This is a genomic window from Arenimonas metalli CF5-1, from assembly GCF_000747155.1.
GTDB classification, from domain to species: Bacteria; Pseudomonadota; Gammaproteobacteria; order Xanthomonadales; family Xanthomonadaceae; genus Arenimonas; species Arenimonas metalli.
This window is the reverse complement of record NZ_AVCK01000064.1, coordinates 23098-45951: the sequence shown is the minus strand read 5'-3', so window position 1 is coordinate 45951 and position 22854 is coordinate 23098. Positions and strand designations below refer to the sequence as shown.

The window sequence follows — 22854 nt, the reverse complement described above, 5'->3', positions numbered from 1 at the left end:
GCTCAGCTGGCCGGCGCGAGCGCCTCGAGCCGCAGCCCGTCGCCGTCGAGGCGCAGCACGCTGCCCTGGTCGTACCAGTCGCCGAGCACGATGCGCTGGGCGCGCCGGCCCGCGATTTCCAGCGCGTGGATCGCCGGCCGGTGCGTGTGGCCATGGATGAGCCGCGTCACGCCGTGGCGCGCCATCACGGCGTCCACGGCGTCCGGCGTGACGTCGGTGATGGTTTCCGACATGCCTTTCTGGTGCTGCTGGCTGGCGGCGCGCGCCTGCGCGGCGAAGGCCTGGCGCGCGGCCAGCGGCTGGGCCAGGAAGTTCGCCTGCCAGGCCGGGTCGCGCACCTGGCGGCGGAAGGCCTGGTAGGCGGTGTCTTCGGTGCAAAGCAGGTCGCCGTGCATCAGCAGGGTCGGCACGCCGTGCAGGTCCACCACGCAGGGGTCGGGCAGCAGCGTCGCGCCGCAGCGTTCGGCCATGCGCTGGCCGTACAGGAAGTCGCGGTTGCCGCGCATCAGGAATACCGGCACGCCGCTGTCGGCCACCGACTTGAGCGCCGCGCAGACCGAGGCCCCGGGCTCGCCCGGATCGTCGTCGCCGACCCAGGCCTCGAACAGGTCGCCCAGCACGTAAAGCGCTTCCGCCGAGCGCGCTTCGCCGGCCAGGAAGTCCAGGAACAGCCGGGTGATGCCCGGGCGCGCGGCATCCAGGTGCAGGTCGGAAACGAAGAGCACGGTCATGGCGTCGCGGCTTCCGCGTCGGCCGGCGCGGCCGCGTCGGCGGGCGCCGGGCGGGCGGGCAGCGGGTCGAGCACCTGCACGCGTTCGATCACCACCGGCACCACCGGCACCCAGGCCGCGAACGGGCCCTCGGCCCCGGTGGGCACTGCGGCAATCCGGTCGATCACCTCAAGCCCCTGCAGCACCCGCCCGAACACCGCATAGCCGGCGGTGTAGGGATCGCCCGGCGCGGTCTGGTCCAGCTTCGGGTTGTCGACGAGGTTGAAGAAGAACTGCGACGTCGCCGAATCCAGCACGCCGCGATCGCGCGCCGCCGCGACGGTGCCGCGGCGGTTCGACAGCCCGTTGCCGCCTTCGTGCGGCACCGGCGCCCGGCTCGGCTTCTGCTGCAGGTCGGGCGTGAACGCGCCGGCCTGCACCAGCAGCCCCGGGATGACGCGGTGGAACACGGTGCCGTTGTAGTGGCCGTCGCGGGCGTAGTCGAGGAAGTTCTCGACCGTCTTCGGCGCCTCGGCGGCATCGAGCTCCAGCGTGATCTCGCCCAGCGTCGTCACCAACAGCACCCGCACGGGCGGCGGTGCCGGCGCGAACTCCGGCGTGGGAAGAGCAGGACTCGCCTGCGCGCTGCAGGCCATCAGCGATAGAAACAAAGTCAGGGCAAGGCGGAAAGGCATCGGCACACCGGTTCAAAACCCGCCGCCATGGTACCCCACCCCTGTGGGAGGGACTTCAGTCCCGATGCTTCCGCGGATGGGACAGCCCGGCCCGGATTGCCCGCGGTCCGTCGTGCGCGAGGTCACTTTCCCGGGGTTTCGAAAACATGGACGTTTTCGAAAAGCCTACATGGACGTATTCACGGCGTCCCCGGGAAAGTGACCTCGCGTACGGCGGACCTTCGCGACGGACGAGCCCGGCACCAGAAACCTGGAGGCATCGGGACTGAAGTCCCTCCCACAGGGGTGGGGTGGGGCGGGGGCGGGTGGGGAAATGGCGTAAAATGCGGGGCCCTTTGATCCCGAGCCCGGCCCGATGACCTGCCGCACCCGCTTCGCCCCCAGCCCGACCGGTTTCCTGCACATCGGCGGCGCCCGCACGGCGCTGTACTGCTACCTGGAGGCGCGCCGCCGCGGCGGCCAGTTCATCCTGCGCGTGGAGGACACCGACCGCGAGCGCAGCACCCAGGCCGCCATCGACGCCATCCTCGAGGCGATGGACTGGCTGGGCCTGGAGTACGACGAAGGCCCGGTCTTCCAGACCGCGCGCCTGGACCGCTACCGCGAAGTGGCCGAGCAGATGGTCGCCGCCGGCACCGCCTACTACGCCTACGAGACCAAGGAAGAGCTGGAGGCGATGCGCGAGGCTGCCATGGCCGCGAACCTCAAGCCCCGCTACAACGGCTACTACCGCGACCGGAACGAACCCTTCCGCGACGACCCGAACCGCGTGATCCGCTTCAAGAACCCGATCGGCGGCACGGTGGTGTTCGAGGACAAGATCAAGGGCCGCATCGAGTGGAGCAACGACGAGCTCGACGACCTCGTCATCTTCCGCTCCGATGGTTACCCGACCTACAACTTCGCCGTGGTGGTGGATGACCTGGACATGGGCATCACGGACGTCATCCGCGGCGACGACCACGTCAACAACACCCCGCGCCAGATCAACATCTACAAGGCGCTGGGCGCGACCGTGCCGCACTTCGCGCACATGCCGATGATCCTCGACCCCGAGGGCGCCAAGCTGTCCAAGCGGTCCGGCGCGGCCAACGTGATGTCGTACAAGGAAGAGGGCTACCTGCCGCACGCGCTGGTCAACTACCTGGCGCGCCTGGGCTGGTCGCACGGCGACCAGGAGATCTTCAGCCGCGACGAGCTCAAGCAGCTGTTCGCGATCGAAGACGTGAACCAGAAGGCCTCGCGCCTCGATCCCGCCAAGCTCGGCTGGCTCAACCAGCACTACCTCAAGACCGACGATCCGGCGGAGGTCGCGAAGCATTTCGAGCCGCAGCTGCTCGCGCACGGCTACGACCTGTCCAAGGGTCCGAAGGCCGCCGACGTGGTGGTGGCCCTGCGCGACCGCGTGCAGACGCTGAAGGAAATGGCCGAGCGCGCTGCCGTCTGGTACCAGCCGCTGACCCAGTACGACGAGGCCGCCGTGGCCAAGCACCTGGTGGCGGCCGCCAGGGTTCCGCTGGAAACGGTGCGCGGCGAACTGGCCAAGCTCACCGACTGGTCGGCGGCTTCCGTGCACGGTGCGCTCGAAGCCACCGCCGCGGCGCTCGGCATCGGCCTGGGCAAGATCGCCCAGCCGCTGCGCGTGGCCATCACCGGCACGCAGGTCAGCCCGTCGATCGACCACACGGTGTTCCTGGCCGGCCAGGCCGAGGCGCTGGCCCGCATCGACGCCGCGCTGGCCCGTTTGCCCGCCTGAACCGCGGCCGCGCCTTCACCCGCCGCGAATTGATTTCGCGCCGGGCAGGGGCCACCCTAGCGCCATGCCCAAGACCGCCCGCGAGCACGACTGCACCAACCCCGAGCATCACGTGCACGATGCCGGCGGTTACCTGCAGGCGGTCGAAAAGGCCTGCGAGGAGCGCGGCGTCCGCCTGACGCCGCTGCGCGCCCAGGTGCTGGGCCTGATCGCCGAGGCCGGCCGCCCGGTGAAGGCCTACGACCTGCTCGATTCGATGAAGGCGCTCAATGGCTCCAGCGCGCCGCCCACCGTGTACCGGGCGCTGGACTTCCTGCTCGAGCAGGGCTTCATCCATCGCCTGGCCTCGATGAACGCCTTCGTCGGCTGCCACCACCCGCACGAGCGCCATTCGGTGCCTTTCCTGATCTGCGACGGCTGCCACTCGGCGGTCGAGCTCGAGGACGAGCGCATCACCCGCCTGCTCGACGCGCAGGCCAAGGCCATGGGCTTCTCGCCCCGCGCCCAGACCCTCGAGGTACACGGCCTGTGCGCCCACTGCTCCGCGGCCTGAGCCACACCCTGCTGGCGACCGCCGTGGCCCTGGCCGCGGCCGGCGCGCAGGCGCAGGACTATCCGATCGATCCGCCGGGCACCGGGCCCGGGCAGGGGCCGGTGCCGCCCGTCGGCATCGCGGCGCCGGAGCTGCTGGCGCCCCCGCCCGAGCTGGTGACGCCGCTGGCCCTGCTCGATCGCCTGGTGGTGCCGGGCACGCGCCTGCAGCTGGAATGGCGCCCCGGCGGCGGCATCAGCAATGCCGAGATCCCCAGCCCGGTGATCGTCGCCCGCGGCGCCAAGGCCGGCCCCGTGCTGTGCCTGGTGGCTGGCATCCATGGCGACGAGATCAACGGCGTCGAGATAGTCCGCCGCCTCTCGCACGGCGTCGATCCGACCCGGCTGTCGGGCACCGTGATCGGCGTGCCGATCGTCAACGTGTTCGGCTACTCGCGCGGCAGCCGCTACCTGCCGGACCGGCGCGACCTCAACCGGCACTTCCCGGGCAGCCGCAGCGGCTCGATCGCCTCGCGCATCGCCAACGCCTTCTTCCAGGACATCGTGCGCCACTGCGACGTGCTGGTGGATTTCCACACCGGTTCGTTCGACCGCAGCAACCTGCCGCAGGTGCGCGCCGACCTCACCAACCCCGACGTACTCGAGTTCACCCGCGGCTTCGGCGCCACCGTGGTGCTGCACAGCCCGGGCAACCGCGGCATGCTGCGCGTCGCCGCCACCAAGGTCGGCATCCCTTCGGTCACGTTCGAGGCCGGCGCGCCGACCCGGCTCGAGCCGGCCGAAATCGCGCAGGCCGTGGCCGCCATCGACCGGCTGATGATCAAGCTGGGCATGCGCGAGGATCCGAGCGCGGGCCAGCTGGTCACCGTCGACGCCCCGCTCGTCGTGGCGGAAGCGCCCGAGCCGGCGCCGATTTTCCTGGACTCACGCTGGGTGCGCGCCAACTCCGGCGGCCTGCTGATCAGCGACGTGTCGCTGGGCCAGCGCGTGCTGGCCGGGCAGCGGCTGGGCAAGGTGATTGATCCGGTCAGCAACGTCGAGCGCTACATCCTGGCGCCGGTGCCGGGCCGCGTGATCGGCATGGCGCAGAACCAGGCCGTGCTGCCCGGCTACGCCGCCTTCCACCTGGGCACCGAGACCAGCGAGCAGCAGGCCGTGCAGGAAGCCGCCGCGCCGGGCCCCGCGCCGGCCGAAGCCGTGGCCGAGGATCCCGAGGACCGGCCCGAGGCCGTGGACGTCGAGGACGGCGAGGACTACGAGTAGCCCCCGCCGCGCCGCGCGTCAGAAGTCGACGCGCACGCCGACCGCGATGTTGCGACCCGCCAGCGGCGCGACGTCCTTGAGGTAGGACGTGTGTGCGCGCGCTTCCTCGTCGCCGAGGTTGCGGCCTTCGACGAAGGCTTCCCAGCCGGCGCCGCCGACGTCCCAGTGATAGGTCAGTCCCGCGTCGAACAGCGTGTAGCCGTCGGTCGCCGATTCCAGCGCGGCCACGTCGTCCTGGTCGGCGACGCGGATGGCGCCGACGCGGGCGCGCCAGTTGCCGCGCGTCCACGACAGGTCGGTGCCGACGCGCGAGGGCGCGATGCGCGGCAGCTTGCCACCGGCGTCGAGCTCGGCGTCCACCGCATCGGCGAACACGCGCAGCGTCCACAGGCCGGTCGCGTTCTCGACCAGGTCCACCTGGCCCTCGGCTTCCCAGCCGGTGAAGGTGGCGTCGCCCTGCACCCAGGCGCGAACCGGCAGCTCGTCGAGCTCGAGGCCGGTGTCGGCGAGGTAGATGAAGTCGTCGAAGCGCGACTGGTACACCGAGACCTTGCCCTCGAAGCGGCCGGCGTGCACGTGCAGGCCGAGCTCGCCGCTCAGCGCGGTCTCGGTGTCGAGGCCGGCGTCGCCGATCTCGTAGCTCTGGGTGGCGATGTGCGGGCCGTCCGAGAACAGCTCCTCGGCCGAGGGCGCGCGCTGGGCGCGGTCGAGGTTGGCGCTCAGGTGCATGTTCTCGCTGAAGCGCCAGAGCGCGCCGACGGCGAGGCTGGTGGCGTTCTGGTCCACGGTCGGCAGGTCGCCGGCCGGGTCGATGCTGACGCGGTCGTGGCGCGCGCCGAGCTCAAGCTTCACGTCGCCGAAGTCGCGCTCCTGCACCACGAAGACACCGAGGTCGCGGCTCACCGACGGCGGCACGAAGGCCTCGTCGCCGATCGCGGAGAAATCGCGGTCGCCGTACTGCAGGCCGAAGGCGCCGCGCCAGCCGTTGATTTCGTTCTGCACGGCCTCGAGGCGCGCCTCGGTGCCGCGGTTCTCGAACACCGTGCCCACTTCCTCGCCCTCGAACTCGGTGTGCTCGTACTGGCTGCGGGTGACGCGGTAATTCAGCTCCTGCAGTGGGCCGATACCGCGGATGCCGCCGCGCACGTCGAGGCGGTCCTGCAGCATGTCCAGGCGCACGACTTCCTCTTCTTCCTCCTCCCCGCCGCCGTGGTCCTCGCCTTCCTCCTCGTGCGCATGCGCGCCCGGCGGGATGCCGTAGTCGGTGCGATAGGTGCTGACCGAGGCACCAAGCCAGCTGCGCTCGCCGAACCAGGTGGCGCCGACGGCACCGCCCAAGGTCGAGAGCGAGCTGTTGGGCAGGCGGCCCTGGGCGAGCTCGTCCGGCGACACGCCTTCCTCGATTTCCTCGGCCACCAGCTCCGGCGAGTAGGCGAAGCCCGGGATGCGGACGTCGCTGGCCTCGCGGCGGAAGCCGTCGGCGTGGAAGGTCCACGGGCCGGCGTCGGCGTCGAGGCGGAACATCGCGGTGTTCTCGTCGGCGGCGCTGCCGTGGCGGACCTCGGCGCGGCCGGCGACGTCGCGGCCGACGCGGCGGGTCGGCACGCGCCCGTCCACCACGTTCACCGCGCCGCCGATGGCGCCGCTGCCGTAGAGCAGGGTGGCCGGGCCCTTGAGCACTTCGATCTGCTCGGCCAGGAAGGGCTCGATGGTGACCGCGTGGTCGACGCTGACGGTGGACACATCGAGCGAGCCGGTGCCGCTGCTGAGCACCTGCACGCGGGCGCCGTCCTGGCCGCGGATGATCGGGCGGCCGACACCGGCGCCGAAGAAGGAGGACTGCACGCCGGTCTGGCGCTCCAGGGTTTCGCCGAGGTTGCCGGCCTTGCGGGCGTCGAGCTCTTCGCCACGAAGGACGTCGACCGGACGGGTCAGGTCGTCGATGGCGTTGCGCAGCGGGGAGGCGGTGACTTCGACCGCGTCCAGCACGCGGGCGTCTTCATGCTGGTGGCGGTCGGCGCGCTCGTCGGCCTGGGCGAACAGGGGCAGGGCCAGCAGGATGGCGGCGGTCAGCGGAGCGTGGCGGGGCATCTCTGGGGTCCGGTTGATTGGCGTCGGGCCGCAATGTTATATTGTTCCAACCTCAGCGCAAGCCCCCAAGCCATGGTCGCGATCGTCAAACGCCGCAAGCTGCAGCTGCCGCCCTGGGCCGACCGCCTGGGCGCGATCGGCGCCTTCATCTGCGCCCTGCATTGCGCCCTGATCCCGATCGCGCTGGCGCTGATCCCGACGCTGGGCCTGGGCCTGGTGGCCTGGCACGGCGCCGAGATCGGCTTCAGCGTGCTGGCCACGGTGCTGGCCATCACCAGCCTGGTGCTGGGCTACCGCAACCACCGCGCCTACCACGCCTGGCTGCTGGTGGCGCCGGGCCTGGCCCTGATCTGGGGCTCGCTGCTGTACCCGCCGCTGCACGCCTCGGTGCTGCCGCATGCGGTGGCGATGACCGTGGGCGGCGTGCTGATCGCGCTGGCGCACCTGGTCAACCTGCGCCTGTCCTACGGCCACACCCACTGAACCCCGCGCCCCGGCTTGGTGGGGCGGGCACGCGGTGATAGGCTACGCGCCTCACCGGACACCACTTTCAAGGAATCACCATGGGTAGGGGCGACAAGAAGACCGCCAAGGGCAAGCGTTTCACCGGCAGCCACGGCAATGCGCGACCGCAGACCAGCAAGAAGCCGACCGCCGGCAAGACCGCGGCCACGGTGAAGGCCCCGGCCAAGGCCCCGGCCGCCGCCAAGGCGCCCGCGAAGAAGGCCCCGGCCAAGAAGGCCGCCGCCGCGAAGTAATTCGCCGCGCACCGGCTGCACCGCACGAAGCCCCGCCATCGCGGGGCTTCGTCGTTTCGGGGCGTCGGCGTCAGGCGCCCACGCGGCGGCCGGCGATGTGCACGGCGTGCACGAGGTCGCCGCCGAGCCAGTAGGCCAGTTCGGCGGGGTGCGCGATGTTCCACTGCACGAAGTCGGCGCGCTGGCCGGGCAGCAGGCGGCCGCGGTCGTGCAGACCGAGCGCGAGCGCGGCGTTCACGGTGGCGCCGCGCAGCGCTTCCTCGGGCGTGAGGCGGAAGTGGGTGCAGGCCAGGCTCATCGCCAGGCGCAGCGACTGCAGCGGCGAGGTGCCGGGATTGAGGTCGGTGGCGACGGCCATGGGCACGGCCTGCTCGCGCAGCGCCGCGATCGGCGGCAGCTTCGTTTCGCGCAGCACGTGGAAGGCACCGGGCAGCAGCACGGCGACGGTGCCGGCGGCGGCCATCGCGCGCACGGCGTCTTCGCCGGTGTATTCGATGTGGTCGGCGGAGAGGCCGCCGAATTCCGCGGCGAGCGCCGCGCCGCCGAGGTCGCTGAGCTGGTCGGCGTGCAGCTTCACCGGCAGGCCGAGGGCGCGCGCGGCCTCGAACACGCGCCGGGTCTGCGCGGGACTGAAGCCGATGCCTTCGCAAAAGGCGTCGACGGCATCGACCAGGCCTTCCGCGTGCAGGCGCGGCAGCCAGGCGCAAACCTCGGTGATGTAGTCGTCGGCGCGGCCGGCGAACTCGGGCGGCAGCGCGTGGGCGGCCAGGTAGGTGGTGCGCACCGTGAGTCCGAGCGATTCGCCGACGTCGCGCGCGACCTGCAGCATCTTCCGCTCGTTGTCGAAATCCAGGCCATAGCCCGATTTGATCTCTAGCGTGGTCACGCCGTCGGCACGCAGCGCGCGGGCGCGGGGCAGGGCCGCGGCCAGCAGCTGTTCGCGCGAGGCGGCGCGGGTGGCGCGCACGGTGGAGACGATGCCGCCGCCCTCGCGTGCGATCTGCTCGTAGCTGGCGCCCTGCAGCCGGCGTTCGAATTCGGGGGCGCGGTCACCGGCGAACACGAGGTGGGTGTGGCAGTCGACCAGGCCCGGCGTGATCCAGCGGTTGTCGGCGGATTCGATGCGGGCGGCCAGCGCGGCGGGTTCGCCGGGCAGGTCGGCGCGCGGGCCGGCGTAGGCGAGCAGGCCGTTCTTCCAGGCCAGCGCGGCGTCTTCGATCGCGCCCCAGGCACCGAGATCGTCGCGCAGCGTCACCAGCCGCGCATCGAGCAGCAGCTTGTCCCAGGGCGGCGCGAGGCGGCCGATCATCGGATCGCACCTTCGTGGCGCAGCAATTCGGGCACGAAGCCGTACTCGCGCGCGATCTCGTCGCTGTGCTGGCCCAGGGTCGGCGGCGCGCGCTCCAGCCGCAGCGGCGAAGCCGACAGCCGCAGCGGACTGCCCACCATCGGGATGCCGTCGATCACCACGCGCATGCCGCCGGCGGTGGCCACCGGGTGGTCGAGCGCCTGGCGCACGGTGTTGATCGGCGCCGCCGGCACGCCGGCCTGGCTGAATAGGTCGAGCCAGTGCGCGGCGTCCTCGGTGGCGAACAGTTCGGCCATCGCCGCGCACAGCGCCTGCCGGTGCTGCACGCGCGCGGCGTTGTTGCCGAAGCGCGGGTCGCGCAGCCAGTCCTCGCGGCCCAGGGCCTGGCAGGCCTGGATCCACAGCTTCTCGCTGGCGACGGCGAGCACGAACTCGCGGTCGCGCGCCATGAAGGCCTGGTAGGGCACGATGCTGGCGTGCGCATTGCCCTGGCGCGGCGCGTCGGCGCCGGTGAACAGCGCATTGCTGCCGACGTTGGCCAGCATCGCCAGCTGGCTGTCGAACAGCGAGACATCGATGCGCTGGCCGCGGCCCGTGCGGTGCCGCTGCAGCAGCGCGGCCAGGATGGCCGTCGCGGCGTTCTGGCCGGTGGCGAGGTCGGCCACCGCGACGCCGGCCTTGTAGGCGCCGCCGTCGGCCGGCCCGGTGATGGCCATCATGCCGGCCTCGGCCTGCACCACGTAGTCGTAGCCGGGCAGCTTCGCGCCGGGGCCGGTGCGGCCGTAGCCCGAGATCGAGCAGTAGACGAGGCGCGGGTTGATCGCGGCCATCGCCTCGTAGCCCACGCCCAGCGCCTCGGCGCCGCCGGTGCGGTAGTTCTCCACCAGCACGTCGGCTTCGCGCACCAGGGCTTCGAGCAGGGGGCGCGCGGACGGCGCGCGCAGGTCGATCGCCAGCGAGCGCTTGTTGCGGTTGCAGCAGGCGAAGTAGGCCGACATGCCGTCGAGGAAGGGCGGGCCGAGGCCGCGGGTGTCGTCGCCGTCGAAGGACTCGAGCTTGATCACGTCGGCGCCGAGGTCGGCCAGCACCATGCCGCACCACGGGCCGGCCAGCACCCGCGACAGCTCCAGTACCCGGACACCGGTCAACGCATTCATGGCCGGGATTGTATGCGCCCCGCGCGGCCGCATGCGAAACTCGCGGCCATGCCCGCCGCCGCCGCCCCGACTTTCCCGACCGCCGCCGGGCCCGACGGCCACTGGCGCCTGCCGGGCCTGCCGAACCTGCATTCGCATGCCTTCCAGCGCGCCATGGCCGGGCTGGCCGAGCGCCAGAGCGACCCGCAGGACAGCTTCTGGACCTGGCGCGAGCTGATGTACCGCTTCGCCGGCCGCGTCGACCCGGACTCGCAGTACGCCATCGCCACCCAGCTCTACGCCGAGATGCTGGAAGCCGGCTACACCAGCGTCTGCGAGTTCCACTACCTGCACCACGCGCCGGACGGCCAGCCCTACGCCGATCCCGCGGCGATGTCGCACTCGCTCATCGCCGCCGCGCGCGACACCGGCATCCGCCTGACCCTGCTGCCGGTGCTGTACATGAGCGGCGGCTTCGACGGCCGCCCGCTCGGCGAACGGCAGCGCCGTTTCGGCCATTCGCTCGAGGCCTACCTGGCGCTGCTGCAGTCGCTGCGCGCGCAGGAGTCGGCCACGTTGAAAGTCGGCGTCGCCTTCCACAGCCTGCGTGCGGTGCCGCCGCCGGCACTCTCCGCCGTGCTGCAGGCGATCGGCGACGCGCCGATGCCGATCCACATCCACGTGGCCGAACAGGTGGGCGAAGTGCAGGACTGCCTGGCGCTGCGCGGCGCCCGCCCGGTCGAATGGCTGCTGGCCAATGCGCCGGTGGACGCGCGCTGGACCCTGGTGCACGCCACCCACCTCGAGCCCGCGGAAGTGCAGGGCATCGCCCGCAGCGGCGCCACGGTGGCGATCTGCCCGACCACGGAAGCCAACCTTGGCGACGGCCTGTTCCCGCTGCGCGACTACCTGCAGGCGGGCGGGCACTGGGGCATCGGCTCGGATTCGCATGTGTCGGTGTCGCCGGTCGAGGAGTTGCGCTGGCTGGAGTACGGGCAGCGCCTGGTGACGCGCCGCCGCAACATCGCCGTCAGCGCGGACCAGCCCAGCACCGGCGCGCTGCTGTACGCGCAGGCCCTGGCCGGCGGGCGGCGCGCCTGCGGCCAGGGGTCCGACGCCGCCGCCGACACCGTCGTGCTGGACGGGCAGGCCCCGGCCCTGGCCGGCGCGCGCCCGGCCGACCTGCTTGATCGCGTGGTCTTCGGCGGCAACCGCCCCCTGGTGCGCGAAACCCATGTCGCCGGCCAACGCGTGGTCGCCGACGGCCGCCACCGCGACGGCGAGGCCATCGCCGCGCGCTATCGCCGCACCCTGGCCGACCTGCTGGCCTGACCGGCTCGATTTTCCTGAACGTCGCCGGTCAGCCGAAAGCCAGCTTTCCGGCGCGGGCGGGCGTAGTCTGGCGGCAACGATCCACCGGGAGCCCGCCGTGAACCGTGCCGTCCTGACCCTGTTGTTCGTGCTTTCCCCGCTGGCCGTGCTGGCGCAATCGCCCGCCGCGCCCGCGCCCGAAGCTCCGGTGCCGACCCCTGCGGCCGGGCGCGTCGCGGTCACCGACGCCACCCCACCGGCCGAACCCGCGGCCGAAGGCAACGCCGAAGCCCGCCCCGAATCCGAAGACCTCGCCGAATCCGAGGCCACGCACGACCGCCACTGCCTGCGCGACACCGGCACCCGCATCCAGCGCCGCGACCGCCGCGGCTGCACCCCGGGCATCGGCGAGTCCTACACCGGCGAGGAGCTGCGCCAGACGGGCGCGACCTCCACCGCCGAGGCCCTGCGCCTGCTGAGCCCGCGCGTCGGCGGCTGAACCCCTGGGCGCGCCGCGCCCGCACGGGAACCTATAATCGGCGCCTGCCTTCCCGGAGCCGCCGATGCCCACGTCCCCGCGCCACGATCCCTCCCGCCTGGTCCGCGCCCCGCGCGGCAACCAGCTCAGCTGCCGCAGCTGGCTGACCGAAGCGGCCTACCGGATGCTGCAGAACAACCTCGACCCCGACGTGGCCGAGAACCCGGCCGGCCTGGTGGTGTACGGCGGCATCGGCCGCGCCGCCCGCGACTGGGCCTGCTACGACAAGCTCCTCGAAACCCTTCGTACGCTCGGCGACGACGAGACCCTGCTGGTGCAGAGCGGCAAGCCCGTCGGCGTCTTCCCCTCGCACCCCGATGCGCCCCGCGTGCTGATCGCCAACTCCAACCTGGTGCCGCACTGGGCCACCTGGGAGCACTTCAACGAACTCGATGCCAAGGGCCTGATGATGTACGGCCAGATGACGGCCGGCAGCTGGATCTACATCGGCTCGCAGGGCATCGTCCAGGGCACCTACGAAACCTTCGTCGAGATGGGCCGCCAGCACTACGGCGGCAGCCTCTCTGGCCGCTGGATCCTCACCGCGGGCCTGGGCGGCATGGGCGGCGCGCAGCCGCTGGCCGCCTCGCTGGCCGGCGCCTGCTCGCTCAACATCGAATGCCAGCAGAGCCGCATCGACATGCGCCTGCGCACCCGCTACGTGGACGAGCAGGCCACCGACCTGGACGACGCCCTCGCGCGCCTCGAAAAGTACTGCGCCGCCGGCGAGGCCAAGTCGATCGCGCTGCTGGGCAATGCCGCCGAGATCCTGCCCGAGCTGGTGCGCCGCGGCGTGCGCCCCGATGCCGTCACCGACCAGACCAGCGCCCACGACCCGCTGCACGGCTACCTGCCGGCCGGCTGGACGCTCGAGGAGTGGTTCAGCGAGCAGAAGAACAACCCGCAGCGCGTCATCGACGCCGCCAAGCACTCGATGCGCACCCACGTGGAGGCGATGCTCAACTTCGAGGACATGGGCATCCCCACCTTCGACTACGGCAACAACATCCGGCAGATGGCCTTCGATGTCGGCTGCAAGGATGCGTTCGATTTCCCGGGCTTCGTGCCGGCCTACGTGCGGCCGCTGTTCTGCCGCGGCATCGGGCCGTTCCGCTGGGTCGCGCTCAGCGGCGACCCGGAGGACATCTACAAGACCGACGCCAAGGTGAAGGAGCTCATCCCCGACAACCCGCACCTGCACCGCTGGCTCGACATGGCGCGCGAGCGCATCGAATTCCAGGGCCTGCCGGCGCGCATCTGCTGGGTCGGCCTGGGCGATCGCCACCGCCTGGCGCTGGCCTTCAACGAGATGGTGAAGAACGGCGAAGTCAGCGCGCCGATCGTGATCGGCCGCGACCACCTCGACTCCGGCTCGGTCGCCAGCCCCAACCGCGAGACCGAGGCCATGATGGACGGCAGCGACGCCGTGTCCGACTGGCCGCTGCTCAACGCCATGCTCAACGTCGCCGGCGGCGCCACCTGGGTGTCGCTGCACCATGGCGGCGGCGTCGGCATGGGCTACAGCCAGCACAGCGGCGTGGTGATCGTGGCCGACGGCACCGCCGCCGCCGCCGCGCGCCTGGGCCGCGTGCTGTGGAACGACCCCGGCACCGGCGTGATGCGCCACGCCGACGCCGGCTACGACATCGCCAAGGCCTGCGCCCGCGAGCAGGGCCTGAAACTTCCCATGCTGTAAGCACCGGAGCATCCCGATGATTGGCTACGTCACGATGGGCACCAACGACCTGCCGCGCGCGGTCGCGTTTTACGACGCGCTGTTCGGCGCGATGGGCGGCAAGCGCTTCATGGAGCACGAAGGCGTCTTCGTGGCCTGGGTCACCGACCCCAAGGGCGCGGGCCTCAGCGTCACCAAGCCCTTCGACGGCCAGCCGGCCACGGTGGGCAACGGCGTGATGGTGGCGCTGGACGCCCCCAACCCGGCCGAAGTGGACCGCCTGCATGCGCTGGCGCTGTCGCTGGGCGGCACCGACGAGGGTGCGCCGGGCCCGCGTGGCGACAGCTTCTACTGCGCCTACTTCCGCGACCTGGACGGCAACAAGCTCAACTTCTTCTGCTTCACGGGCGGATAAGCCCGCCGCGTCCCCGGCTCAGCCGGGGATGACGTGGATCTCGATGTCGTCCAGGCGCACGACCTGGCCGGCGCGGATCTTGGCGGTCTTGCGCAGTTCCTGGACCTCGTCCACCGTCACTTCGCCGGTGGCGACGATCTGCTTGCCCATGCCGCCACTGTCGCAGACGCCCGCCAGCTTCAGCAGCTGGTTGAGCTCGACAAACTCCCGATCCAACTCGAAATCAATGCGCGGCATGGCGACCCAAACTCCCGGTGGGCCGCCATTGTGCGCCACCGCGCCAAACGCGGGGCAAAAAAATGGCAGGGCCGCCTGTCCCGAAAACAGTCGATTGCCCTGCCCAAGGTCGTCAACGCCAGGGGGCTGTTGAACGTAAAACCACCGGCCCGAATCGACGAGGAAGAAGTCGTGCCGGCCGCGTGGGAGGCAATGGACCACCGACCCGGGGTCACCGGCAAGGGGGTGGGGCAATAGCCGGGGGTGTTGGCTGTCCTTGCCTGCTCAAAGCCACTAACGACCCGGTCTTCATGCCCCGTTTATCCGGGCGAATCGCTCGAACTAGCAGTAAATCAGGACAACTTGTGCCTAGTGCTGCTTACTACGTCCTGTTTTGCTGACATCCGCGGGTCGGTTGCGCGTTTCCATCAAGCGCTTGAAGTTGCCCTTGGCCGGGACCGCCCACACAATACAGTTGTCCTCCAGGAGCCCCGATGAGTAATCCCGCCGAAGCCTCGCCCCAGACCGTCAACCTGCGCCAGCTTTGCGCGCAGTTCGCGAAACCCCAGCTCGGCAAGGCCGTCTGGCAACTCATCAACACCCTGCCGCTGTTCGCGGCGATCTGGGCCCTGATGGCCTGGAGCATCCACGCCGGCTGGCACTACGGCTTCACCCTGCTGCTGGCGCTGCCGGCGGCGGGCCTGTACGTGCGCACCTTCATCATCCAGCACGACTGCGGCCACGGCAGCTTCTTCGCCAGCACCCGCGCCAACAACATCGTCGGCGGCGTGCTCGGCCTGATCACCCTGTTCCCCTACGGCTACTGGAAGAAGACCCACGCCGTGCACCACGGCACCTCGGGCAACCTCGACCGCCGCGAGATGGGCGACATCGACACGCTCACCGTCGCCGAGTACCAGGCGCTGCCGGCGTTCAAGCGCTTCTGCTACCGGTTCTACCGCAGCACCCCGGTGCTGCTGGGCATCGGCCCGGCCTACCAGTTCGTGATCAAGCACCGCTTCCCGTTCGACCTGCCGTTCACCTGGAAGAAGGAATGGGCCAGCGTGCTGGTCAACAACCTGATGCTGCTGCTGGTCGGCGGCCTGATGGGCTGGGCGATCGGCTGGAAGACGGTGCTGATGGTGCACCTGCCGATCGTGCTGATCGCCGGTGCGCTGGGCGTGTGGCTGTTCTACGTGCAGCACACCTTCGAGAACGCGTACTGGAAGCGCGGCCACGAGTGGGATTCGAACGAGGCCGCCATCAACGGCAGCTCCTACTTCGACCTGCCGCGGGTGCTGCACTGGTTCACCGGCAACATCGGCTACCACCACATCCACCACCTGGCCAGCCGCATCCCGAACTACCGCCTGCGCGAAGCCTTCCTGTCGCATCCGCTGCTGCAGGCGGGTCCGCGCGTCACGCTGTGGAGCAGCTTCAAGTCGGCGAAGCTGAAGCTGTGGGACGAAGAGCTGAACCGGATGGTCGGCTTCCCCAAGCGTCGGCGCGCCAGCGCCTGATCAGTCGCGCGGCAGCGCCCGTCGCTGCTGCGCCTTCGCCAGCGACCAGCCGGTGAACGCCCAGGCCACGGCCAGGGCGGCACCGGCCACGGCCACTACCGCCGGGTTGGACGCGAGCGCGTCGATGCCCGCCTTCACCCAGCCGCTCACCGCGTCGGCACCGCGATAGACCGCGGTGTCGATGACGTTCTTGGCTTTGTACTTGGCCTCCGGCGGGACCACGGTGAACAGCATCTCGCGGCCCGGGCGGGCGAGGGCGTATTCGCCGGCGCGGCGCGTCACCATCACGATCGCGAACACCGCGAAGGTCGGCGCCAGCGCCAGCCACAGGAAGCCGAAGGCCATCACCACCGGCACCGTGACCAGCAGCACGGCCAGGCCGAGGCGCTGGACGATGCGGCCGGTGATGAAGACCTGGGTCAGGATCGCCAGGCCCTGCACGATCGCATCCAGGATCCCGAACACCCGCGTCTGGTCGACCCGGTCGGGGAAGTGCAGCGCCACCAGCCGGGCCTGCTCGAAGTACAGGAAGGTGGTGACGCTGGCCAGCAGCACCACGAACAGCGCGATGCCCATCAGGTAGGGCGAGCGCAGCACCGTGGAAATGCCCGCGAAGGGATTGCCGCCCAGCGGCACCCGCGGGGCCGCCTGCTCACCGGGCGGCAGCGGCTGGCGCTCCCGCCAGCGCTGCAGCACCAGCGCGCAGCCGGCCGACGCCAGCAGGAAGGCCGTGGCCATGACCATCAGGCCGGCCTGTCCGATCCATCCCACCAGCGCGATGCCCAGCAGCGGCCCGGCCAGTCCGCCGGCGCTGGCGCCCGCGGCCATCAGCGCGAACAGGCGCTTGGCCTGGCTGATCGCGAACACGTCGGCCAGCACGCTCCACGCCACCGAGATCGCCAGCAGGTTGAACACCGACAGCCAGATGTAGAACGCCCGCGCCAGCCACGGGTTCTCCGGCCACGCCGCGAGGGCCGCGGCGAAGCCGAGCAGGTTGCTGGCGAAGAAGCCGTAGGTCCACGGCAGGATCCGCCGCCGGGGCGCGACCGTCGCGATCGCGCCGAACAGCGGGATCGCCAGCAGGGTCGCGACGAAGGTGCCCGTGAACAGCCACTGCAGGTTGTCGACGCCGCCCGCGATGCCCATCGTCTCGCGCACCGGCCGCAGCATGAAATAGCCGGTGAACAGCAGGAAGAACATCGCGACGCCGGCCAGCACCGCCGGCGCCTCGCCGTCCTCGAGGTTGAACAGCCGGGCCAGCCGGCGTACCCCCGGCCCGGTCGCCATCAGGCGAACATCGCCACGAGTTCGGCCTGCTGCGCCGCGCTCAGCAGCGGGCCAACGCCGCCCTTGAGGTTGTCGTCCTGGCGGTCGGGCTTGCCGGTGGCCGGGATGACCACGGTGACGGCTTCGTGGCTGATGGCGAACTTCAGGAACATCTGCGCCCAGGACGTGACGCCGGCCTCGGCGGCCCAGCCCGGCAGCGCCTTGCCGGCGACGCGGGCGAACAGCCGGCCGTCGTCGAAGGCGCGGTTGATCATCACCGCCGTGCCGCTGTCGCGGGCCACCGGCAGCACGCGCTTGGCCGCGTTGGGTGCGCTGACGGAATAATTGATCTGCACGAAGTCGGGCTTCTCGGCCGCGACGATGTCGGCCAGCGCGTCATGCTGGGCGTCCATGAAGTGCGTGAGGCCGACGTACTTCACCTTGCCCTGCGCCTTGAGTTCGCGCGCGTAGGCCAGCTGGGTCTTCCAGTCGCGCAGGTTGTGCACGGCCAGCAGTTCGAAGCGGTCGGTGCGCAGGCGCCGCAGCGAGTCGGCGAACTGGGCCTCGCCGGCGGCGCGGTCGTCGGCGGCGAGCTTGGTGGCGAGCCAGATCCGGTCGCGCAGGCCGAGCCCGGCCATCAGGTCGCCGAGCACGTCCTCGGCGTTGGAATAGTTGGGCGAGGTGTCGATGACCGAGGCGCCGCCGGCGACGAAGCGCCGCAGCACTTCCTCCAGCGGGGCGCGGCCGGCGGCATCCACCTCGAAGCTGCCCGAGGTGCCCATGCCGATCACCGGGATCAGCTCGCCGGTCGAGGGAATCGCCCGCCGCAGCAGCGTGGGAGGCGGCACGGTCAGTGCGAGGGCGGGCAGGGGACGCAGCGCGGCGGCGGTGGCGGCGACCGCGGCGGCGGCCAGGAAGGAGCGGCGGGTGGTCATGGCGAGCCTCCGTTGGACGGGTGTGGCGCGAGGGTGCCCAAGCCTGCGTGAACTTCCCGTTCACCGTCCCCTGCCAACGGTCACGGCGGCCCGGCGATGGGTCCGCCGGGCGGATCATCCCGGAACTTGCGCGCCGCGAGCTGGCGGGTGAACCGCAGCACGCCCTCGCGCACCACCCGGGTCAGGCGCAGGTCGATGATCGTGGTTTCGTTGGGGCGCACCAGGTCGAGCAGGCTGGCGACGTCGGCGCCCAGTTCGGCGAGCCAGTGTTCGACGAGCTGCTCGTCCTGGCGCGGCAGCAGCCGCAGGCCGTAGGGCGGGCGCGGCACCAGGGCCTCGCGCACCAAGCGCTCGCCGTCGCGGATCTCCGGGCAGCCGGCCAGCGCGGCGTGGTTGAGGAAGAAGCACAGGTTGCCCGGCGCGCGCCGGTTGCCCTGGCGGTCGGTGAGGAAGCCCTGCGGCAGCTGGTTCGGGTCGGCCGACGGGCCGGCGGTCAGCAGCAGGTTCATCTCGGGCACGCGCGCGCCGCTGTCGTCGAGCAGGCGGAACAGCACCATCGCGTGCGGGTCGTGCACGTAGCGGCGGTCCGGCAGCACCGGCACCTTCTCCACTTCGACGCGGCGCGCCGGCGCCTGGTGCTCCGCGTTCTCGCGCTCGAACTCGCAGCACAGCGCAGCGTAGCCGCGGGCGTCGCGCACGCCCAGGCAGCGCAGGATCGCGTCCACCGTGGGGTGGGGGCGGGCGTCGTTGCCCACGCTGCCCATGATTCCCATGCGCTCGCCGCTATGCGAGACGCCCGGCACGATCTTGAAGGCGGTGGCCGGCGCGCGATGGGCGGACACCTTATCCAGCGTGCGCAGCCGCTTGCGCGCGGCCGGCAGCGCTTCGCCCGGCGCCAGCGCCGGCTGGGCCAGCACCAGGTGGCTGGCGTTGAGGTTGGCCGCGGCCAGGCGCACCACGCCGTCGCCGCCGGTCTCGCCGGTGTAGGCGTTGACGTGGTCGTAGAGCTTGCGGTCGATGGCGTCGCCGCTGAGCACGAAGGGGAACACCGGCCGCGGCCGCGACGGCAGGTCGAGCGCGGGGTAGTCGTGGATCCAGCGCAGGTTGAGCGCGATCGATTCCGGGCTGGCCAACTCCAGCCAGTCGAGCACGCCCTGGCCCGGCTCGATGCCGCCGAACCAGGCCTTCATCGCCCCGAGCCGGCTCTTGCCCAGCTGCGCCAGGGCGGAGCCGAAGTTGGCCGGGGCCAGCATCACCAGGTGGCTCATGGGGCAGTCGTCGAGGCGGCCGGTGCGGACGTAGTGCCGGTCCAGCCATTCCCGCACCACCGGCCCGCCGGTGCTGTGGGTGATGCAGGCGAAGCGCCGGCCGCGCCCGGCCTCGGCCAGGACCGGCCCGAGCGCGGCTTCGAAGGCGCGCGCGATGTCGTCGATCCTCACCTCGTCACGGAAGCTGACGTACTGGCCCAGGTGGACGTGGGCCACGTCGATGCCGGGACCGCCTTCACGCGCCGCCTCGGCCTTCAAGCGGGCCGGCAGGCCGCCATAGGTGCCGGTGCTGGTGACGCTCCAGCCATGGACGAAGACCAGCAGGGGCTTGGGCATGGCGGGGGGTCAGCGGGGGGCTGGGGGCATGCTAACTTAGCCCGGCGACACAGGTCACAGGGGCGTTGCAGATGGCGCTGGAAGAGCGGCGGATGCTGGTGGGTCTGCTTGAAAAGGGGATGTTCGTCAGTCGCCTCGACCGCGACTGGGTCGGTACGCCGTTTCCGTTCCAGGGCTTCTTCATCGAATCCGAGAAGGACGTCGAGCTGCTGGGCAACTACTGCACCAGCGTCTTCATCGACGTGATCAAGTCGAACGCGCCGGCCGAGCCGCTGCTGACGCTCGGGCGCAACGGCAAGTCGGTGTTCCCGCCGCGCGTGCAGGAGTACCGAAACACCGTCGACCTGCACGACGAGCTCCCGCGCGCGCGCGAGGCCCACGCCAGCGCCCGCAAGCTCGCCGAACGGCTCGAGGCCGACGTGCGCGGCAGCCGGCGCCTGGTCGCCGGCGACATCCATGAGGCGGTCGAGCCCATGGTCGAGAGCCTGATCCGCAACGTCGACGCCTTCTTCTGGCTGATGGCGCTGCTGCGCCGCGACGACTACGCCTACAGCCACGCCGTGCACTGCAGCGCGCTGGCCGCCGCGTTCGGCCGGCACCTGGCGCTGCCGCGCGAGGTGCTGGTGGATCTGGCCACCGGCGGCATGCTGCTCGACATCGGCAAGGCCGCGCTGCCGGAGGAATTGTTCAAGCATCCCGGTCCGCTGTCGCCCGAGGCGGTGGTGGCGATGCGCAGCCACGTCGCCGAGGGCCTGAAGGTGTTCGACGAGTCCGGGCTGCACGGCACCTGGGCCCGCGACATCCTGGCCGGCCACCACGAGCGGCACGACGGCAGCGGCTACCCGAACGGCCTCAAGGGCGACCAGATCCCGCTGGCCGCGCGCATGGGCGGCATCATCGATACCTACGACGCCATTTGCAGCGACCGGCCGCACGCCAAGGGCGCGTCCCGCCACGTCGCGCTGCAGGCGGTCTACCGGGCCAGCGACAAGCTCTACCAGGGCGAAGTGGTCGAGCAGTTCCTGCAGTGCCTGTGCGTGTATCCCACCGGCTCGCTGGTCGAGCTCAGCTCGGGCGAGGTCGGCATCGTGATGGCCCAGAACCAGGCCCGGCGCCTGCGGCCGCGGGTGATGCTGCTGCTCGACGCCGACAAGCGCGCCTACAAACCCTATCGCGACATCGACCTGATGGCGGTCGAGCGCGACGCCGGCGGCAGCACCGCCGTGCGCATCGTCACCTCGCTCGAGCCCGGCGCCCACGGCCTCGACCCGGCGGCGCTCTTCCTGGCATGAACGCGCCCCTGGCCCTGCGCGGCGCCGAGCTGCTGGCCCACCTGCAGCCGCACGTGCGCGGCAGCCTGCGCAAGGGCGAGCCGATGGCGCTGCTGCGGATGAGCCTGCTCGGCTCGCGCGCCTTCAACATCCAGCACGGCCCGGCGGTGGCCGACGAACTCGCGGCCCGGATGCAGGCCCAGGCCCAGGCTGCGCTGCGCCCGGGCGACGAAGTGATCGCGCTCGGCGCCAGCGATTTCGCGGTGTTCCTGCCGACGGTGAGCGACGGCAACCATGCGCTGCTGGCGGCGGCCCGGCTGCTGCGCCAGTTCGAGCAGGCGCTCGAGCTCGACGGCCGCCCGGTGATGACGCCGGTGGCGGTGGGCGTGGCGGTGACGCCCGACCATGGCGACGACGCCGAGTCGCTCTGCCGCAGCGCCGAAGCGGCGCTGGCGCTGGCCGAGTCCTCCGCCGACCGCATGTCGCTGGCGCCGCCGCGCGACGCGACGCCGCTGATTTCTCCGTCCGACCTGCGCGACGCCATCCACGCGGGCCAGCTCGAGATCCACTTCCAGCCGATCTGGGACCTGCGCGCCGCCCGCATCACCGGCGCCGAGGCGCTGGCGCGGTGGACGCACCCGAAGCTGGGGCCGATCAGCCCGGCGCAGTTCGTGGCCATGGCCGAGACCAGCGGCATGATCGCCGAGCTCACCCGCTGGAGCGTCAACGCCAGCCTGCAGCACGCGGTCGAGGCGCGGAAGGCGGGCCTGCGCCTGCCGGTGTCGATCAATCTTTCGGTGGTGGCCTTCGCCGAGCGCGGGCTGGTCGAGCACCTGCTCGATGCACTCAAGCTCTGGGGCGTGCCGCCGCGCGACCTGGTGATCGAAGTGACCGAGACCGCGATCATCGCCGACCTCGACAAGGGCGCGCACATCCTCGACCGGCTGGCGAAGGAGGGCGTGCGGGTGTCGATCGACGACTTCGGCGTGGGCAACTCGTCCTTCGCCTACCTGCGCGAGTTCCCGGCCACCGAGCTCAAGATCGACCGATCCTTCGTCACCGGCATGGTGCAGAACGCGCGCTCGGCCAAGCTGGCCAAGGCCATGATCGACTTCGCCCACCACCTCGGCATGCAGGTCGTCGCCGAGGGCGTGGAGGACAAGGCCACGCTGGGCAAGCTGGCCGAACTCGACTGCGACTATGCCCAGGGCTACGTGCTGGGCCACGCCAAGCCGGCGGCGCAGTTCGTCGCGGCGATGATCGCCACGCGCGGGCCTTCGGGCTAGCCTTCGGTTTCCGCCGCGGCCTGCGGCTGCGCGGGCAGGCGGCGCGGCACGGAGTGGGCGTCGAGCAGGCGCTCGATGCGCGCGAACACCTCGGCCCGCGCGAAGGGCTTCTTCATGAAGTCGTCGGCGCCGATGCGGTGCACGTAGAACTGCTCGGTGGCCTGTTCGTTGCCGCTGATCATGATCACCGGGATGTCGCGCGTGGCCGGGTCGCGGCGCAGCTGGCGCAGGGCGGCGAAGCCATCCATGCCCGGCAGCACGATGTCGAGGAAGATCAGCTCGGGCGCCTGGGTGCGTGCGATCTCTAGGCCGGACTCGGCGTCGGCGGCCTCGAGCACGGTGTAGTCGTTCTGGCGCAGCATGCGGCCCAGCAGGGCGACGATGGTCGGGGAATCGTCGACCACCAGCATGCGGGTGCCCGCGCGCGCGTTCATGCGCGGCTTGCCGCGGCGTTCGGTGCCCTTGGGGCCGGTTTCGGCGGGCGCCGCCGGCGCGGCGGGCGGCATCGGCGTGTCGTCGGCCAGCAGCGGCTCGCTGGAGGCCTTCG

The 22854-nt window shown here is 71.4% G+C and carries 22 protein-coding genes; 12 read left to right on the top strand and 10 right to left on the bottom strand.

What is annotated here, in order from left to right:
- Positions 1-2 precede the first annotated feature (2 nt).
- Together lpxH and N787_RS13790 are read right to left on the bottom strand one after the other, a co-directional pair.
- Positions 3-731, bottom strand: coding sequence for a UDP-2,3-diacylglucosamine diphosphatase (gene lpxH / locus N787_RS13795; RefSeq protein WP_034215386.1), 729 nt, complete (start codon positions 729-731; stop codon positions 3-5).
- Positions 728-1405 carry a peptidylprolyl isomerase gene (locus N787_RS13790; RefSeq protein WP_034215425.1) on the bottom strand — a complete coding sequence of 226 codons (678 nt, stop codon included), beginning with the start codon at positions 1403-1405 and terminating at the stop codon, positions 728-730. Before N787_RS13790 ends, lpxH begins: the two co-directional genes overlap by 4 nt.
- A 355-nt stretch (positions 1406-1760) precedes the next feature.
- Between N787_RS13790 and gltX the strand changes: the two genes are divergently transcribed.
- From gltX to N787_RS13775, 3 genes are all read left to right on the top strand, one after another.
- Positions 1761-3161: a glutamate--tRNA ligase gene (gltX, locus tag N787_RS13785; RefSeq protein WP_034215383.1), complete on the top strand. Its 1401-nt coding sequence runs from the start codon at positions 1761-1763 to the stop codon at positions 3159-3161.
- Between the two features lie 64 nt (positions 3162-3225).
- The gene (locus tag N787_RS13780) at positions 3226-3714 is read left to right on the top strand and encodes a transcriptional repressor (protein WP_034215380.1); all 489 of its coding nucleotides are present in this window, start codon (positions 3226-3228) and stop codon (positions 3712-3714) included.
- Entirely contained in the window at positions 3690-4976 is a 1287-nt protein-coding gene (locus N787_RS13775; protein ID WP_052575493.1) for a succinylglutamate desuccinylase/aspartoacylase family protein, read from the top strand. The genes N787_RS13780 and N787_RS13775 overlap by 25 nt, the downstream gene beginning before the upstream one ends.
- An 18-nt stretch (positions 4977-4994) precedes the next feature.
- Here the strand turns inward: N787_RS13775 and N787_RS13770 are convergent, their stop codons facing one another.
- Complete coding sequence (locus N787_RS13770; RefSeq protein WP_034215377.1) at positions 4995-7067, bottom strand: TonB-dependent receptor; 2073 nt, start codon at positions 7065-7067, stop codon at positions 4995-4997.
- Between the two features lie 72 nt (positions 7068-7139).
- Here N787_RS13770 and N787_RS13765 point away from each other — a divergent pair, with 72 nt between their 5' ends.
- On the top strand, positions 7140-7550 hold the full coding sequence (locus tag N787_RS13765; protein WP_052575492.1) for a MerC domain-containing protein: 411 nt from the start codon (positions 7140-7142) through the stop codon (positions 7548-7550).
- Positions 7551-7630: 80 nt separating this feature from the next.
- Positions 7631-7825 (top strand): 30S ribosomal protein THX, encoded by a 195-nt coding sequence (locus N787_RS13760; RefSeq protein WP_034215374.1) that lies wholly within the window; start codon positions 7631-7633, stop codon positions 7823-7825.
- A 70-nt stretch (positions 7826-7895) separates the two neighbouring features.
- Here the strand turns inward: N787_RS13760 and hutI are convergent, their stop codons facing one another.
- Entirely contained in the window at positions 7896-9134 is a 1239-nt protein-coding gene (gene hutI, locus N787_RS13755) for an imidazolonepropionase (protein ID WP_034215371.1), read from the bottom strand.
- A complete protein-coding gene (locus N787_RS13750; protein WP_034215368.1) occupies positions 9131-10291 on the bottom strand; it encodes a CaiB/BaiF CoA transferase family protein in 1161 nt (386 codons plus the stop codon). Before N787_RS13750 ends, hutI begins: the two co-directional genes overlap by 4 nt.
- Before the next feature lie 48 nt (positions 10292-10339).
- Here N787_RS13750 and N787_RS13745 point away from each other — a divergent pair, with 48 nt between their 5' ends.
- The 4 genes from N787_RS13745 (at position 10340) to N787_RS13730 (ending at position 14209) form a co-directional block, all read left to right on the top strand.
- Complete coding sequence (locus N787_RS13745; protein ID WP_052575491.1) at positions 10340-11602, top strand: formimidoylglutamate deiminase; 1263 nt, start codon at positions 10340-10342, stop codon at positions 11600-11602.
- Between the two features lie 97 nt (positions 11603-11699).
- A complete protein-coding gene (locus N787_RS13740) occupies positions 11700-12080 on the top strand; it encodes a hypothetical protein (RefSeq protein WP_034215365.1) in 381 nt (126 codons plus the stop codon).
- A 64-nt stretch (positions 12081-12144) separates the two neighbouring features.
- Positions 12145-13815: a urocanate hydratase gene (gene hutU, locus N787_RS13735; protein ID WP_034215362.1), complete on the top strand. Its 1671-nt coding sequence runs from the start codon at positions 12145-12147 to the stop codon at positions 13813-13815.
- Between the two features lie 16 nt (positions 13816-13831).
- Positions 13832-14209, top strand: a complete 378-nt coding sequence (locus tag N787_RS13730; protein ID WP_034215359.1) for a VOC family protein — start codon at positions 13832-13834, stop codon at positions 14207-14209.
- Between the two features lie 18 nt (positions 14210-14227).
- Here N787_RS13730 and N787_RS13725 read toward each other — a convergent pair whose 3' ends face one another.
- A complete protein-coding gene (locus N787_RS13725) occupies positions 14228-14446 on the bottom strand; it encodes an RNA-binding S4 domain-containing protein (protein ID WP_034215356.1) in 219 nt (72 codons plus the stop codon).
- A 473-nt stretch (positions 14447-14919) separates the two neighbouring features.
- Between N787_RS13725 and N787_RS13720 the strand changes: the two genes are divergently transcribed.
- Positions 14920-15945 carry a fatty acid desaturase gene (locus N787_RS13720; RefSeq protein WP_034215354.1) on the top strand — a complete coding sequence of 342 codons (1026 nt, stop codon included), beginning with the start codon at positions 14920-14922 and terminating at the stop codon, positions 15943-15945.
- On the opposite strand, the gene N787_RS13715 is transcribed toward N787_RS13720, so the two are convergent.
- The 3 genes from N787_RS13715 to N787_RS13705 form a co-directional block, all read right to left on the bottom strand.
- Entirely contained in the window at positions 15946-17232 is a 1287-nt protein-coding gene (locus N787_RS13715) for an NTP/NDP exchange transporter (RefSeq protein WP_034215351.1), read from the bottom strand.
- Positions 17232-18146: an aldo/keto reductase gene (locus N787_RS13710; protein WP_034215348.1), complete on the bottom strand. Its 915-nt coding sequence runs from the start codon at positions 18144-18146 to the stop codon at positions 17232-17234. Before N787_RS13710 ends, N787_RS13715 begins: the two co-directional genes overlap by 1 nt.
- 80 nt (positions 18147-18226) lie before the next feature.
- Entirely contained in the window at positions 18227-19750 is a 1524-nt protein-coding gene (locus N787_RS13705) for an esterase/lipase family protein (RefSeq protein ID WP_034215345.1), read from the bottom strand.
- Positions 19751-19821: 71 nt separating this feature from the next.
- Here N787_RS13705 and N787_RS13700 point away from each other — a divergent pair, with 71 nt between their 5' ends.
- Together N787_RS13700 and N787_RS13695 are read left to right on the top strand one after the other, a co-directional pair.
- Positions 19822-21042, top strand: coding sequence for a cyclic di-GMP phosphodiesterase (locus N787_RS13700; RefSeq protein WP_034215342.1), 1221 nt, complete (start codon positions 19822-19824; stop codon positions 21040-21042).
- Entirely contained in the window at positions 21039-22307 is a 1269-nt protein-coding gene (locus N787_RS13695; RefSeq protein WP_052575490.1) for a putative bifunctional diguanylate cyclase/phosphodiesterase, read from the top strand. The genes N787_RS13700 and N787_RS13695 overlap by 4 nt, the downstream gene beginning before the upstream one ends.
- Here the strand turns inward: N787_RS13695 and N787_RS13690 are convergent.
- The gene (locus N787_RS13690) at positions 22304-22813 is read right to left on the bottom strand and encodes a response regulator (RefSeq protein ID WP_052575498.1); all 510 of its coding nucleotides are present in this window, start codon (positions 22811-22813) and stop codon (positions 22304-22306) included. The two genes, N787_RS13695 and N787_RS13690, sit on opposite strands and share 4 nt — an antisense overlap.
- Positions 22814-22854: the final 41 nt, after the last annotated feature.

Excerpts from the sequence above, each read along its gene's own strand:
- lpxH (WP_034215386.1), bottom strand. The coding sequence starts at position 731 with ATGACCGTGCTCTTCGTTTCCGACCTGCACCTGGATGCCGCGCGCCCG.
- N787_RS13790 (WP_034215425.1), bottom strand. The coding sequence starts at position 1,405 with ATGCCTTTCCGCCTTGCCCTGACTTTGTTTCTATCGCTGATGGCCTGC.
- gltX (WP_034215383.1), top strand. The coding sequence starts at position 1,761 with ATGACCTGCCGCACCCGCTTCGCCCCCAGCCCGACCGGTTTCCTGCAC.
- N787_RS13780 (WP_034215380.1), top strand. The coding sequence starts at position 3,226 with ATGCCCAAGACCGCCCGCGAGCACGACTGCACCAACCCCGAGCATCAC.
- N787_RS13770 (WP_034215377.1), bottom strand. The coding sequence starts at position 7,067 with ATGCCCCGCCACGCTCCGCTGACCGCCGCCATCCTGCTGGCCCTGCCC.
- N787_RS13765 (WP_052575492.1), top strand. The coding sequence starts at position 7,140 with ATGGTCGCGATCGTCAAACGCCGCAAGCTGCAGCTGCCGCCCTGGGCC.
- N787_RS13760 (WP_034215374.1), top strand. The coding sequence starts at position 7,631 with ATGGGTAGGGGCGACAAGAAGACCGCCAAGGGCAAGCGTTTCACCGGC.
- hutI (WP_034215371.1), bottom strand. The coding sequence starts at position 9,134 with ATGATCGGCCGCCTCGCGCCGCCCTGGGACAAGCTGCTGCTCGATGCG.
- N787_RS13750 (WP_034215368.1), bottom strand. The coding sequence starts at position 10,291 with ATGAATGCGTTGACCGGTGTCCGGGTACTGGAGCTGTCGCGGGTGCTG.
- N787_RS13745 (WP_052575491.1), top strand. The coding sequence starts at position 10,340 with ATGCCCGCCGCCGCCGCCCCGACTTTCCCGACCGCCGCCGGGCCCGAC.
- hutU (WP_034215362.1), top strand. The coding sequence starts at position 12,145 with ATGCCCACGTCCCCGCGCCACGATCCCTCCCGCCTGGTCCGCGCCCCG.
- N787_RS13730 (WP_034215359.1), top strand. The coding sequence starts at position 13,832 with ATGATTGGCTACGTCACGATGGGCACCAACGACCTGCCGCGCGCGGTC.
- N787_RS13725 (WP_034215356.1), bottom strand. The coding sequence starts at position 14,446 with ATGCCGCGCATTGATTTCGAGTTGGATCGGGAGTTTGTCGAGCTCAAC.
- N787_RS13720 (WP_034215354.1), top strand. The coding sequence starts at position 14,920 with ATGAGTAATCCCGCCGAAGCCTCGCCCCAGACCGTCAACCTGCGCCAG.
- N787_RS13715 (WP_034215351.1), bottom strand. The coding sequence starts at position 17,232 with ATGGCGACCGGGCCGGGGGTACGCCGGCTGGCCCGGCTGTTCAACCTC.
- N787_RS13710 (WP_034215348.1), bottom strand. The coding sequence starts at position 18,146 with ATGACCACCCGCCGCTCCTTCCTGGCCGCCGCCGCGGTCGCCGCCACC.
- N787_RS13705 (WP_034215345.1), bottom strand. The coding sequence starts at position 19,750 with ATGCCCAAGCCCCTGCTGGTCTTCGTCCATGGCTGGAGCGTCACCAGC.
- N787_RS13700 (WP_034215342.1), top strand. The coding sequence starts at position 19,822 with ATGGCGCTGGAAGAGCGGCGGATGCTGGTGGGTCTGCTTGAAAAGGGG.
- N787_RS13695 (WP_052575490.1), top strand. The coding sequence starts at position 21,039 with ATGAACGCGCCCCTGGCCCTGCGCGGCGCCGAGCTGCTGGCCCACCTG.
- N787_RS13690 (WP_052575498.1), bottom strand. The coding sequence starts at position 22,813 with ATGCCGCCCGCCGCGCCGGCGGCGCCCGCCGAAACCGGCCCCAAGGGC.